Consider the following 14,959-nt stretch of genomic DNA (forward strand, 5'->3'; position numbering starts at 1 on the left):
TTTTAAGATACCTTCGGAAAATATTTTTACCTGTAAGGCTTGTTGTGAATATCGATGTAATAATAGTTGACATCATCTTGGGTTACTTCAAACATATTCCCGAGTTTCCAGCTGTAATTTCGTTTGATATCTCTGTACTCGAAAGGTATGATGGTCTTGCCATTCACATCAATTATTCCGAATTTATCATTGTTTGCGGCTATAATCATGGGGTTTGCCACGTCATTGGTTTCCATTACAAACAGAAAATCGTAGGAAGGATAGATCGTGAACTGTTTTTTATCAGCAGGATTTACAAACCGACCATCTTCAATTAAACCGTACTTTCCATTCAGGCGGTAAGCATGGAATCGGGCTTTTTTATATTCTGCCTTGCAAACTCCCAAATCTGCAGGTTTGTAGGTATAAACAATTTTTCCGGACATGTTGATCCTGTACGAAACTCCGTCTTTATCTACTGTGGCGTAGTTTTTTGAAGCAAATTTCCTGGCTTTTTCATTGGGCGAATATAAAAGATTGCAGTCTTCACCGAAAAACAAAGCGATATGATATTCTGGTTGAATCACAAACTTTCCGCTTTGATTGACATAGCCAAATTTACCGTTCTTCTTCTGAGGAATAAGCACCGGAACTTCTTCGTCCAAAACAATTAGATCTTTCGGTTTTGTTTCATTAGACAATGTCTTTTTAACAGCAGTTTTTTTTACTACAGATTTTGATAAAGGCTTGGATTTTAAATTTTTAGATTGCGAACTAAAGAATAAACTGAATAAGGTAAATGCCAATAAGGTCATTTTGGAATAAATTTTAAGAGTCATCATTTTTAGTTTTATGCAACAAATTTAATAAAATAGAATTTATAAAACTCATATTTATAAACAATCTAAATAATGTTGTTCTTTAAAAAAATTATAATTTCGTAAATTTGGAAACAATTTTAACCCTTTGGCTGTGTGCAATCGTTTTAGAGATAATACTTTGTAACTTTTCTACATCCGAAAGCTCAATGTAAAGAGAAGACCCTAAAGTGTACAGTTTTCCGGTCCCGATCCATTCTTTGTGAGCAAAAACCAAACCAGAGAATCTGCTGAACAGTAAAATCACTCAGCACATTTAACCAGAATTTAACAGTCTGTAGCAGATATATCTCTACAGATTTTAATAATAAGATTGAAAAGACTTCTAGAATTATGAATATGTATCAGGATTACATCCAGGAAATTGAAGAGAGAAAAAGCCAGGGCCTCCACCCAAAACCTATTGACGGTGCAGAATTGCTGAGCGAAATTATTTCGCAGATCAAAGACACATCAAACCAATACAGAGCTGATTCTCTCAAATTTTTTATTTACAACACTTTACCGGGAACCACAAGCGCTGCTGTAGTGAAAGCCCAATTTTTAAAAGAGATTATTCTTGGTGAACCTGTAGTAGAAGAAATTACACCAACTTTCGCTTTCGAATTGCTTTCGCACATGAAAGGCGGCCCGTCAATCAAAGTTTTGCTTGATCTGGCTTTAGGAAATGACGAAGCTGTTGCAAAACAGGCTGCTGAAGTTCTTAAAACTCAGGTATATCTTTACGATGCAGACACAACCCGTCTGAAAGATGCTTATGAGGCCGGAAATGTAATTGCTAAAGATATTCTGGAAAGCTATGCAAAAGCGGAATTCTTCACTAAACTTCCGGAAGTTGCAGAAGAAATTAAAGTAGTAACATTTATTGCCGGTGAAGGTGATATTTCTACCGATTTGTTGTCTCCTGGAAATCAGGCTCACTCAAGATCAGACCGTGAACTTCACGGAAAATGTATGATTACGCCTCAGGCTCAGGAAGAAATCAAAGCTTTACAGGCTCAACATCCGGATGCAAGTGTAATGCTTATCGCAGAAAAAGGAACAATGGGTGTTGGTTCTTCAAGAATGTCTGGCGTGAATAACGTGGCACTTTGGACAGGAAAACAGGCGAGCCCCTATATTCCTTTCGTGAATATTGCTCCAATTGTTGCAGGAACTAACGGTATTTCTCCAATTTTCTTAACTACAGTTGACGTAACCGGAGGTATCGGAATCGACCTTCAAAACTGGGTAAAGAAAACGGACGAAAACGGAAATCCTGTCCGTAATGAAAATGGCGACATCGTTTTGGAAGAAACTTATTCTGTAGCTACAGGAACTGTTCTTACGATCAATACTAAAGAAAAAAAATTATACAACGGAGAAACTGAACTGAAGGACATTTCAAAATCATTCACACCTCAAAAATTAGAGTTTATAAGAGCCGGTGGTTCTTATGCAATTGTTTTCGGTAAAAAAATCCAGACTTTTGCGGCTCAGACTTTAGGAATTACGGCTCCTACGGTTTTTGCACCCTCTAAAGAAATTACAAAGGAAGGTGCAGGTCTTACGGCAGTTGAAAAAATCTTCAACAGAAACGCTGTAGGTGTAACGCCGGGAAAAGTTTTACACGCAGGTTCAGACGTTCGTGTTCAGGTAAATATCGTTGGTTCTCAGGATACCACAGGTTTGATGACCGCTCAGGAACTTGAATCTATGGCTGCAACCGTGATTTCTCCAATCGTTGATGGCGCTTATCAGTCGGGATGTCACACTGCTTCGGTTTGGGATAAAAAAGCGCAGGCTAATATTCCTAAATTAATGAAATTCATGAACGATTTCGGAGTAATCACTGCCCGTGACCCGAAAGGTGAATACCACGCAATGACAGACGTTATTCACAAAGTTCTGAATGATATTACGATTGATGAATGGGCCATCATCATCGGAGGTGACTCTCACACGAGAATGTCTAAAGGGGTAGCTTTCGGAGCCGATTCGGGAACTGTAGCGCTTGCTTTGGCAACCGGTGAAGCTTCCATGCCGATTCCTGAATCTGTGAAAGTAACTTTCAAAGGAGACATGAAACAGCATATGGATTTCCGTGATGTTGTGCACGCAACTCAGGCTCAGATGTTGAAGCAATTCGACGGAGAAAATGTTTTCCAGGGAAGAATTATTGAGGTTCACATCGGAACTTTACCTGCAGATCAGGCATTTACATTTACAGACTGGACTGCCGAAATGAAGGCTAAAGCTTCTATCTGTATTTCTGAAGACGAAACATTAATCGAATCACTGGAAATTGCAAAAAGCAGAATCCAAATTATGATCGACAAGGGTATGGATAATCACAATCAGGTTCTTCAGGGATTAATTGACAAAGCAAATAAGAGAATCGAAGAAATCAGAACAGGTGAGAAACCAGCTTTGACTCCGGATGCCAATGCAAAATATTATGCAGAAGTTGTGGTAGATCTTGACGCTATTGTTGAGCCAATGATTGCTGACCCAGATGTAAACAACGACGATGTTTCTAAAAGATACACACACGATACCATCAGAGACCTTACGTTCTACGGTGGCGTGAAAAAAGTTGACCTTGGCTTCGTAGGATCATGTATGGTTCACAAAGGCGATTTGAAAATCGTTTCTCAGATGTTGAAAAATATCGAAAAGAAAAACGGTAAAGTAGAATTCAACGCACCACTGGTTGTGGCTGCTCCTACTTACAACATCATCGACGAGCTGAAAGCTGAAGGAGATTGGGAATTTTTAGAGAAATATTCAGGTTTTGAATTCAACGACAGTGCTCCAAAAGGTGCTGCCCGTACAGAATACGAAAACATTATGTATTTGGAACGTCCCGGCTGTAACCTTTGTATGGGTAACCAGGAAAAAGCTGAAAAAGGAGACACTGTTCTGGCAACTTCTACCCGACTTTTCCAGGGAAGAGTGGTTGAAGATTCTGAGCGTAAAAAAGGTGAATCTTTATTGGCATCGACTCCGGTAGTTGTTTTATCAGCAATTATGGGAAGAATTCCAAGCATTGAAGAGTATAAAGCTGCTGTAGAAGGCATTGACTTGACGTCTTTTGTTCCGTCTATCAAAGAGTTGGTGACTGTTGGTCATTAATTGATTTTTAAATAAAAGTCTAAAGGCTTTTTAATATATAAATGGAAGATTTCTTTTTGAAGTCTTCCATTTTTGTTTAGAATCTTTCCATTTAAGAGCAGTTGTGATTATTTTAACTTATGTCAACATCACAATTTTCAATTTTTCCTTAAATTGATAGGTATAAAAAAATATTGATTATTCATTTTATTCATACCGCTTAATATTGGTCGGAATGGAATTTGATAAAATAATACAGTTAAAAAAAATTGTTTTAAAATTAATGATGATGAGTAAACGATATGTTTAAACTCATTTATTTAATTATTTTTAAACAGATATCAGACTTAAAGATTCTTGTTCAGATCAAAATACTGTATTCAGATTGATAAAAGGTTTTTAATTAAAACAGAAAATTCACCAACAGAAAAAATTAAAACAGATATGACTTTCGACATCGACATGATTAAAAAAGTGTACGAACGCTATCCTGAACGTATTGCAGCAGCAAGAGAAATTACAGGAAAACCGTTGACACTGTCAGAAAAAATTCTTTACACCCACCTATGGGAAGGAAACGCAACAAAAGAACATGAGAGAGGAAACTCCTACGTAGATTTCGCTCCGGACAGAGTGGCAATGCAGGATGCCACGGCTCAGATGGCTCTTTTACAGTTTATGCAGGCAGGAAAAGCTAAAGTTGCTGTTCCGTCAACTGCTCACGCCGATCACCTGATTCAGGCGAGAGTAGGTGCTGAAGCAGATTTGCAGGAAGGAATCAATAAAAACTCAGAAGTTTTCAATTTTCTAAGTTCGGTTTGCGACAAATACGGAATTGGTTTCTGGAAACCGGGAGCCGGAATTATCCATCAGGTTGTTCTGGAAAACTACGCATTCCCAGGAGGAATGATGATTGGAACCGATTCTCACACGGTAAACGCAGGAGGATTAGGAATGGTGGCCATCGGTGTTGGTGGCGCTGATGCCGTTGACGTTATGGCCGGAATGGCCTGGGAATTGAAAATGCCAAAATTAATCGGTGTAAAATTAACCGGAAAAATGTCTGGCTGGACTTCCGCAAAAGATGTAATTCTAAAAGTTGCCGGTATTCTTACCGTAAAAGGTGGAACGGGCTGCATCGTTGAATATTTTGGCGAAGGCGCTGAGTCTCTTTCCGCAACCGGAAAAGGGACAATCTGCAACATGGGAGCTGAAATTGGGGCCACAACTTCCACCTTCGGATACGATGATTCGATGAGAAGATATCTTGCTTCCACAGGAAGACAGGATGTTGTGGATGCAGCAGACGCAATTGCAGAACATTTAACGGGTGATGCAGAAGTGTATGCAAATCCTGAACAGTATTTTGATCAGGTTATTGAGATTAATTTATCTGAATTAACGCCGCACCTCAACGGACCGTTCACACCAGATTTAGCTACACCAGTTTCTGAATTTAAAGCTAAAGCTGAAGCCAACGGATGGCCACTTGAAGTGGAATGGGCATTAATCGGCTCATGTACCAACTCGTCTTACGAAGATTTATCAAGAGCAGCTTCAATTGTGGAAGATGCCGTGGCTAAAGGCGTAAAACCTAAAGCTATCTTAGGAATCAATCCAGGTTCTGAGCAGGTGAAATTTACTGCGGAAAGGGACGGATTTTTAAATTCATTCAGAAAATTTGAAAATACAAGAATTTTCACCAATGCCTGCGGACCGTGTATCGGGCAATGGGACAGAGAAGGCTCTGAAAAAGGTGAGAAAAACTCAATCATCCACTCTTTCAACAGAAACTTTGCGAAAAGAGCAGACGGAAACCCAAATACACACGCTTTTGTAGCGTCTCCGGAAATGGTTGCAGCTGTGGCAATTTCTGGTAGATTGGATTTTAACCCGATTACCGATACTTTAACAAACGAAGCTGGTGAGCAGATAAAATTAAACGAACCAAGCGGCTCAGAATTACCATCAAAAGGTTTTGCTGTGGATGATAACGGTTACCAGGCACCTTCAGAAGATGGTTCCAGCGTTCAGGTTAATGTAAGCCCTACTTCAGACAGACTTCAGTTACTGGAAGAATTCCCCGCCTGGGATGGTAAAAATATTACCGGAGCGAGAGTTTTAATTAAAGCTTTCGGAAAATGTACCACGGATCACATTTCTATGGCAGGACCGTGGTTAAAATACAGAGGTCATTTGGATAATATCTCAAACAACATGTTGATAGGAGCCGTAAACGCTTACAACATGGAAACCAACAGAGTTAAAAATCAGTTAGATGGCGCTTATGGCGAGGTTCCTGCGGTGCAGAGAGCGTACAAAGCAGCCGGAATTCCTTCGATTGTAGTGGGAGATCAGAACTATGGTGAAGGTTCTTCAAGAGAGCACGCTGCGATGGAGCCCAGACATCTGGGTGTAAAAGCGGTCTTGGTAAAATCGTTTGCCAGAATTCACGAAACCAACCTGAAAAAACAGGGGATGCTGGGCTTAACGTTCGCCAATGAAGCAGACTATGATAAAATTCTGGAAGATGACGTGGTGAACTTCTTAGATTTAGACCAGTTTGCTCCGGGAAAACAGCTGACTTTAGAATTTTTTCATACCGATGGAACTAAAGATACCGTTATGGCAAATCACACCTACAATGACCAGCAGATTGACTGGTTTAAGGCAGGTTCTGCTTTGAATTTGATTAAGCAGCAGGAGAACTAAGGTTTTAGTTTCATAAAAAAATAAAATTAGCTACCTATTCCGTCCGATATTTTTCGGGCGGAATTTTCTCTTAAAAATATTTATCTTTACAGCATAGACAGATGATATGCCACTTTTCCAGAAAACGATAATCAACAAGTATTTAAAGACTCAAAACGCCAGAGAACTGCAGCAGCAATGGGAAATCTTCCATGCGCATTTTCACAACCCTGTGATTCAGGAGAACATCAGAAGTTCTAAAGAAGAACAGTATCAGGGTGAATTTCTGATAGACCTTTTTGTGAAAGTTTTAGGCTACACCAAAAATCCAACCCCGGATTTTAACCTCACCACCGAATACAAAAACATCAAAGACAGCAAAAAAGCAGACGGCGCCATCGTCATCAGCGGAAAAACTGCCGGCATTATTGAGCTCAAAGGTACCAACACCACAGACCTCGCCAAAATTGAAGACCAGGCTTTCGGGTACAAAAACAATCAGAAAGACTGCAAATACGTCATCACTTCCAATTTTGAAAAACTCAGATTTTATATTGATAATGCGATTGAACATTTAGAATTTAATCTTTTTGAGCTTATAGAAGAAGATTTTGAAGTGCTGTATCTTTGTCTTGCCTATCAGAATATTGCGGCAGACATTCCCGGTAAAATAAAAGACGAATCTCTAAGCCAAGAAGACGTTATCACCAAAAAACTGTACAAAGACTATTCACTTTTTAAACGCGAGCTTTTTCAGAATCTTCTGGTGCTGAATCCTGAAATTGACCAGCTTGAACTCTTTAAAAAATCCCAGAAACTGCTTGACCGTTTTCTCTTCCTCTTCTTTGGCGAAGACAGCGGTTTGCTTCCGCCCAACTCGGTGCGTATGATTCTGGAGCAGTGGGATAAACTGCGCGATCTTGACGAGTATGTTCCGCTCTACGACAGATTCAGGAAATATTTTATGTACCTCAATACCGGTTTCAAAGGAAAACAGTTTGATGTATTTGCCTACAACGGCGGATTATTTAAACCCGATGAAATCCTGGATACCATACAGATAGACGACCAGCTGCTGTACACGCACACTAAAAAACTGGCAGAATACGACTTTGAAAGTGAGGTTGACGTGAATATTTTAGGTCATATTTTCGAAAATTCTTTAAACGAAATTGACGAAATAAAAGCCCAGCTTGCCGGTGAAGTCATTGATAAATCTAAAACCAAACGCAAGAAAGACGGCGTATTTTACACCCCGAAATACATTACCAAATACATTGTAGAAAACACCGTTGGCAAACTCTGCACAGAAAAGAAAGCCGAAATAAAAATTGTGGATGAAGAGTATTTCACAGACAGAAAACGTCAGCTGAAAACCAAAGAAGCACTTTTGCTGAAACTGAAAACCTACAGAGACTGGCTTCTGCAAATTACCATCATCGATCCGGCGTGTGGTAGCGGCGCTTTTCTGAATGAAGCCCTGAATTTTCTGATGGCGGAACACAAATACCTCGACGAGCTGGAAACCAAACTCCTAGGTGGCGGTTTTGTCTTCCCGAATATTGAAAACAGCATTCTGGAAAACAATCTTTTTGGCGTAGACCTCAACGAAGAATCTGTAGAAATTGCCAAACTCTCGCTATGGCTGCGTACTGCCCAGCCTTACCGTAAACTGAACGACCTCAACAGCAACATCAAATGCGGAAACTCCCTCATCGACGATCCCGAAATTGCAGGTGACAAAGCTTTTAACTGGCAACAGGAATTCCCGCAGGTTTTTGCGAAAGGTGGTTTTGATGTGGTGATTGGGAATCCGCCGTATTTACGAGTTCAAGGACTAAGAGAAAATTACGAAACACTATCTTTTTATTATGAAAAAATTTATCAATCGGCTGTAGGAAGATTTGATATTTACGTACTTTTCATAGAAAAATCTTTTTCTTTAATAAACACATTTGGAATAGTTTCATTTATTCTACCTCATAATTTTTTAACAAGTGATTTTGGGAAAGGAATTAGGAAGTTTTTATATGAGAACAGAGCTTTAAATTCTATCGTTCATTTTGGATCTGAAATTGTTTTTGCCGACGCTTCAACTTACACTTGCATTCTAACCCTAACTACAGTAAATGATGTAGTAAAATTTGTAAACAATAGTCCCAAATCAATTATTGATCGATTAATTTTTTCGGATAAAGATTATATTTTTTTAGATACTGACAAATGGAATTTTAATAATAACGATTCAGAAATAGTCTTATCAAAGTTAAATATTAATCGTTTGAAAATAACTGATTTTTTTAAAGGTGTTTATCAAGGCATTGTTTCTGGCGACAATAATGCATTTTATCTTTATGAATGTAGAATTATTGGTAACTTTATTGAGGGTTACAACAAAATCCTTGAAGAGAGAATTCTAATTGAAAATAATTTAGTACGACCACTTGCAAACGGTAAAGATATCAACAAATATTTTTTTAAAGACTCACATTTATCAATCATTTATCCTTATGAATTAGAAAATGGAATAACGAAACTGATAAGCGAAGAGAATTTAAGCAATAACTACCCAAATTGCTACAGTTACTTTCAACAAATTAGGACTCGTTTAGTAGAGAGAGGAAGTAAATCGATGATTTATCCAAACTGGTATTCATTATGGAATTTTAGAAATATCCAAAACCAAAAAAATAAAAAGATTTTGACGCCAGATGTATGCTATGGCAGCAGTATGTATTTAGATTTTAATGGAGATTACTTTCATAATGATACGTCGTATGCACTTATTCTTAAAGAAAACTATGACGCTTTGTACAAATACTTTTTAGCTGTTTTAAATTCTAAACTGTGTTGGTTTTATTTGAAAAATACCAGTTCTGAACTTAGAGGAGGATATTTCAGATTCAAAACAAAATATTTGGAACCATTTCCTTTAACAGAAATCCCCCCTACTTACAAAAAATTTGAAGAAAAAGCCGACCAAATGCTATCCCTCAACAAAGAATTGCAGGAAGTCAATGGGAAATTCCAGAGAAATGTGAAGCGAGAATTTTCTATTGAAAAGCTCAGCAAAAAGCTGGAAAGTTGGTACAAATTTCCGTTTTCAGATTTTCTTACAGAACTTAAAAAACTAAAGGCAGAACTTTCTCTTTCCCAAAAAGCAGATTGGGAAGATTATTTCATCGCAGAACAGCAAAAAGCAATCGCCCTGCAATCTGAAATCACAAAAACCGATGCCGAGATTGATCAAATGGTGTATGCGTTGTATGGTTTGACGGAGGAGGAGATTGGGATTGTGGAGAATGCGTAATATTTTGTAATTTTACTGAAACACAATTAAAAATGGGTAGTACTGCAACAGATATCGATTCTCAAATTAAAATTTTAGAAGAAAGAGGATTAATTATACATGATTACGCAAAAACAAAAGAACTTCTATTAGATGTAGGATATTACAGATTAGGATTTTATTTCTACTATTTTCAAGATACAGAACATAATTTCGAAGAAGATATCTGCATTGACGACATTGTATCACTGTATTATTTTGATTTCGACATTAAAATGATGCTGCTGAGGTACATTTACAGAATTGAGGTTCACTTCAGAACACAGCTTGTCTATTATGTATCCAATTTTTACAGCGGAAATAATGCGTGGTATGCCGATCCAAAAATTGTAAACAATGATATCTTAAAGGAACTAAATAATATATACTACATTTTAAGGACAAATAACAATACTCTGATAAAACATCATCAAAAATATCCAGGAGATTCTTTTGCTCCAGCCTGGAAGGTTTTTGAATTTTTTACTTTTGGCCAAGTCTTTAAATTCTATTCCAATTTAAAAAATGTAGAGTTAAAGAAAAAAATTGCTGGAGTTTATGGTTTCAGAGATGTTGAACTGCTTAATAATTATCTAATTGCTATTATAAATATTAGAAATATCTGTTCTCATAATGGCATCCTTTTCGATTTTAATCAGCCCATTGGTATCAGAAGAATTCCCAATCTAAAATATAGAATTCAGACAGCTAATACTACAAATCTTAACGCTTCCATAAGGTTAATTCTTTTTATTTTAAGTAAAATTTCAATTAACAGATCCACCGAGCTGGAGAATAATCTCAAAGAATTATTTAAGAAAGGTAAAACAAAAAATCTGGTAGATAGAATTATAGCAAATAAAATTAAATTTGATATGTAACAAAATTGTTATATATTTGCAAAAGAAAGTGCCCTATCATACAATCTGCTATGACTGAGCACTATAAAATAAGAATTTTAGTCCCGGACATTTATGCTCCGGGATTTTTTTAGCTTTACAAAAGTCTTCTGAAATTTAATCCTGAAATTTTTTTGATTTTATAGATTACAAAATCTCTATTCCAGTTCGTCGAATAAAGTATTCAGAGATTCCGAGTACGTGGGATGCGAGAAAATAAATGTTGCTACATCTTTGGCAGGAATCTTTCCTTTCATCGCCATTTGAATGATGGAGGCTATTTCTCCGCCTTCAGTTCCGATAATTGCAGCACCTAAAATTAAACCTGAATCTTTATCTACAAGCGCCTTCCACAAACCTTGAGTTTCCGCAGATTCCAGACCACGCGTGATTCGTTTTCCGGCTATTTTTACAACCGAAAAATTTAGTTTTTTATCTTTGGCTTCCTTTTCAGACAGGCCTACTCTGCCCACCTGTGGATCTGTAAAAACTGTGTAGGGAATAATCCGGTCTTTTGTGGAAACATTTTTATCATTCAAAATATTATCGCTTACGATCACATAATCGTTGTAGGCGATATGCGTAAACTGCGGACCGCCCTTGATGTCTCCTAACGCGTAGACACCGCCAACATTGGTTTCCAGCTTAGAATTTACCTTAATGTATTCTTTATCGTCGGTTTTGATCCCTGCCTTTTCCAGATGCAGACTGTCAGCGTTAGATTTTCTTCCGGTGACAATTAAAAGATGTGTACCTTCGATCTGATGGTGTTTCTTTCCTTTGGTAAAATATAAGGTAATTCTATTATCCTTCTCATCCACTTTTTCAATATCGGCATTCAGATGGAATTTCAGTCCTTCTTCTTCTAATATTTTCTGGATATCGTTCGCAATATCCGCATCCTCATTAGACATAATCTGACCGGCTTTTTCCACAATTGTTACTTCACTTCCGAATCGGCTGTACATTTGGCCTAATTCCAATCCGATGTAGCCGCTTCCAATCACGATTAACTTTTCGGGAATCTCGGTCAGTTCGAGTATTCCTGTTGAATTGTACCATTTTACGTCATCAAGTCCGTCGATTTTTAGACTTGCAGGTCTGCATCCGGCGTTGATAAAAATGTAAGGTGCTGTAAATTCAAGAGTTTCCCCGTTTTCTTTTTGAACAGAAATTGTTTTTTCGCCACTGAATGATGCTGTTCCAATTATCAACTCAAGGTTTTCGGCTTCACCTAAGTTTTTCTTCACCCCTTTTCTCGAATCTTCTACAATTTTATTTTTCCTTTTCTGAGTAATTTCAAAATCTACCGACACCTCCGGAGCTGAAATCCCGTGTTTTCCGGCAGTTTTTATCTTGTGCATAACTTTAGCCGAAGCTATCAGTGTTTTACTTGGCGTACAACCGACGTTTACGCAGACGCCGCCCAGCATATCTTCAGATTTTTCGATAAGCACTGTTTCCCAGCCGGCACCGGATAATTTTAAAGCAAGTGGATTACCTGCCTGTCCGGAACCGATGATGATGGCGTCTCTTTTTATCATTTTAAAATTTTAAGGGTGGAAGTTTATTTATCGGTTTCAATTTTTATTCCTTTATTAATATGTTGATAAAATTTTGAGTAGATATTGATAATAAGTGCCGTAAAAAATTTTATTCAAAACAAGAAATTATCGTTTAACATCACTCATTAAAATTTAAACAATCAATTTTAGATGACTACTCAAATTTTCTTTTCTAAAACAAATATCCTGTAACAATTGCCAAAAATCTGCGTCTAACCCAGTATTAGAAAACCATCCATGAAAAAAACGCTTGTTACCCTCTCTATTTTAGGAAGTATTTTTGCACTCGCACAGGAAAAACCAACTGAAGCCCCCAAAGAAAAGCAAATTGATGGCGTAACCATCACCAAAACAAAAAAAGCAATCGAGCAGAAAGCCGACCGTACGATTTTTGATTTTTCTGAACAGGCGCACCTCAACAATGGCTCTGTAATGGAAGGCGTGAAAAAGCTTCCCGGTCTGGTAGCCTCTGAAATGGTGGGAATGATGTATCAGGGAAAGCCACTCGAAGTTTATATGGATGGCAGGCCCCTGAATATTTCAAGCAACGAACTTACTGCTTTTCTTGAAGGAATGCCCGCCAATTCGGTAGACAGAATCGAAGTGATTACTCAGCCTGGCGCAGAATTTCCGGCAACTTCGGGAGGTGCAATTATGAATATTATCACCAGCAAATCTGCGAAAAATTATCTCACTGCCGTCTACAATGGTGGTTACCGTTTTTCAAACTACGACAAATACAGAAGCAGATTCAATAATTCTATTTCACTAAATTCGAGAAACAAATGGTTTGGATGGCAGGTGAATCTGGGGCAGTACTACCGTGAAAGCCTTTCGGACTCGCAGTTTGATCTTTTAACAAAGAACCACTCCAGTTCTGTGGGAAGAACATATTATGTAAATTCCGCATTTACTTTTGAGCTTGGGAAAGACAGGTTACTGGTAAACTATGACGTGAGCCACAACAACAATAATTCTGATATTACAACAGATATTTTCCTGAACGGCGGAAGCACAACAGATTACCTGAGCAACTCTGAAGGTCTTAGACAGGAAGTTTCGGCAACATATCAGAAAAAATTTGATGATAAAAACAAGAAACTTGATTTCAAATTTACTTTCAACGACAGCGATTCTGAATTCAGTCAAAAAAACGCTGCCAATTTATCGTTTTTCGATCTTGAAAACTCATCAAAATTTAATCTTTATAATTTTAAAGTAGATTATTCCCAACCATTGAAGATTTTGGATGAAGGAAAAATGAGCTTTGGTGCACTTTACGATCAGCAGGATTTTCAGGCTTTGAACAGAAGTACCGTAAATCTTGATTACTCAAGACAGACACTTGCCGGATATTTGGAATTTCAGGCAACATTGAAAAAGTTTGATTTCATTGCCGGAGCAAGAGCAGAAAACTACGATATTACCGGAATTACGAGAGCTTTAGACAACACGGTAACTTTAGTTCAGAAAGATTTGATTCCGTTTAAAAAATTTAAAGTGTTTCCAAATGCGAGTATTCAGTACAATTTGATGAAGCAGCTTTTTGCCAATTTGAATTACAACAAAAAAATCACCTTACCAAGTATTTCTGTTTTAAACCCGAACAACACCACTTTGGGAACAAGCGTTGTAACATCAAGCGGTAACCCAAATCTTCAGCCTACGATTTATGACAATGCAGAATTTAAAATCAGCGCTTTTGATTATGCATTTATCAGCTACAACACAAGTTGGGTGAAAGATCAGATTGTGCAGAGAATCACGAGAAACAATAACCTCATCAGCAATGAACAGGTGCAGGTGAACAGGTTGAGAACGCATAATTTTAATTTCGGTTTGCCGATTCCGTTTATGCTGTTTAATACGCCTTTCAGTGAGCTGATGAAGTTTAATGTAAATCCTGATAAAATGAATTTGCTTTATCTTTATGCAGGATACCAACTTCAGGAATTGCCGGATATTAAAACCAAAGGTTTTTGGGTGTACAGCATTATGGGACAGTTTATTCTTCCTAAAGACATCAGACTTCAGGCCAACTACAATATTTTAACTCCAGGAGGAAATTTCTACTATTTCGAAATTGACAAACCACTGAATAATGCTTTTGACATCACAGTTTCAAAGAAATTTATGAGCGACAGGCTGAATCTTTCACTTTATGCCCGTGATATTTTTAACCAGAATAAAAGTGTAATCCTGGCACGTTCAGTTGGCGGCACGGTTTTCACTTCCAATAAATTTGACAGCCGCAGCTTCGGAATTTCTGTAAATTATAAAATCCCAACCAAAAACAAGCTGGCAAAAGAAGATCCGAATATGATTAAATCTACCAACCAAAGCGAAAGCAATGGTGGAATTCTGCAGCAGGGACAATAGTTTATGAGTAATGGGTAATGGGTAATGAGTTATGAATGATGAATGATGAATAATGCGTGCGTTTTTTTCCAGATAACAGTGCTCAATAAATTTATAAAACCGGATCTTATACAGGAGCCGGTTTTTTGTTTAGAATAAGTCGCAGCA

At 37.6% G+C, this 14,959-nt stretch carries 8 protein-coding genes; 5 read left to right on the forward strand and 3 right to left on the reverse strand.

The genetic code is table 11. The annotated features are described in order from the left end of the window. Positions 1 to 26 precede the first annotated feature (26 nt). Both ASG31_RS01455 and ASG31_RS01460 read right to left on the reverse strand, forming a co-directional pair. Positions 27 to 821 (reverse strand): WG repeat-containing protein, encoded by a 795-nt coding sequence (locus ASG31_RS01455; RefSeq protein WP_231433713.1) that lies wholly within the window; start codon positions 819 to 821, stop codon positions 27 to 29. Positions 822 to 909: 88 nt separating this feature from the next. Then, the gene (locus tag ASG31_RS01460) at positions 910 to 1,104 is read right to left on the reverse strand and encodes a hypothetical protein (RefSeq protein WP_056027085.1); all 195 of its coding nucleotides are present in this window, start codon (positions 1,102 to 1,104) and stop codon (positions 910 to 912) included. 86 nt (positions 1,105 to 1,190) lie between these two features. Between ASG31_RS01460 and ASG31_RS01465 the strand changes: the two genes are divergently transcribed. The 4 genes from ASG31_RS01465 to ASG31_RS01480 all read left to right on the forward strand — a co-directional run bounded on the left by ASG31_RS01465 (position 1,191) and on the right by ASG31_RS01480 (position 10,850). After that, complete coding sequence (locus ASG31_RS01465; protein WP_056027088.1) at positions 1,191 to 3,971, forward strand: bifunctional aconitate hydratase 2/2-methylisocitrate dehydratase; 2,781 nt, start codon at positions 1,191 to 1,193, stop codon at positions 3,969 to 3,971. 423 nt (positions 3,972 to 4,394) lie between these two features. After that, positions 4,395 to 6,662, forward strand: coding sequence for an aconitate hydratase (locus ASG31_RS01470; protein ID WP_056028025.1), 2,268 nt, complete (start codon positions 4,395 to 4,397; stop codon positions 6,660 to 6,662). A 106-nt stretch (positions 6,663 to 6,768) separates the two neighbouring features. Further along, on the forward strand, positions 6,769 to 9,951 hold the full coding sequence (locus ASG31_RS01475; protein WP_056027092.1) for an Eco57I restriction-modification methylase domain-containing protein: 3,183 nt from the start codon (positions 6,769 to 6,771) through the stop codon (positions 9,949 to 9,951). 32 nt (positions 9,952 to 9,983) lie between these two features. Continuing rightward, positions 9,984 to 10,850 (forward strand): Abi family protein, encoded by an 867-nt coding sequence (locus tag ASG31_RS01480; protein ID WP_056027095.1) that lies wholly within the window; start codon positions 9,984 to 9,986, stop codon positions 10,848 to 10,850. 176 nt (positions 10,851 to 11,026) lie between these two features. On the opposite strand, the gene ASG31_RS01485 is transcribed toward ASG31_RS01480, so the two are convergent. Beyond that, positions 11,027 to 12,412 carry a mercuric reductase gene (locus ASG31_RS01485; protein ID WP_056027097.1) on the reverse strand — a complete coding sequence of 462 codons (1,386 nt, stop codon included), beginning with the start codon at positions 12,410 to 12,412 and terminating at the stop codon, positions 11,027 to 11,029. 258 nt (positions 12,413 to 12,670) lie between these two features. On the opposite strand from ASG31_RS01485, the gene ASG31_RS01490 reads away from it, so the two are divergent. Further along, the gene (locus ASG31_RS01490; RefSeq protein ID WP_056027100.1) at positions 12,671 to 14,812 is read left to right on the forward strand and encodes an outer membrane beta-barrel family protein; all 2,142 of its coding nucleotides are present in this window, start codon (positions 12,671 to 12,673) and stop codon (positions 14,810 to 14,812) included. The last annotated feature ends 147 nt before the right edge of the window (positions 14,813 to 14,959 follow it).

Source organism: Chryseobacterium sp. Leaf404, assembly GCF_001424145.1.
Lineage (GTDB): Bacteria > Bacteroidota > Bacteroidia > Flavobacteriales > Weeksellaceae > Chryseobacterium.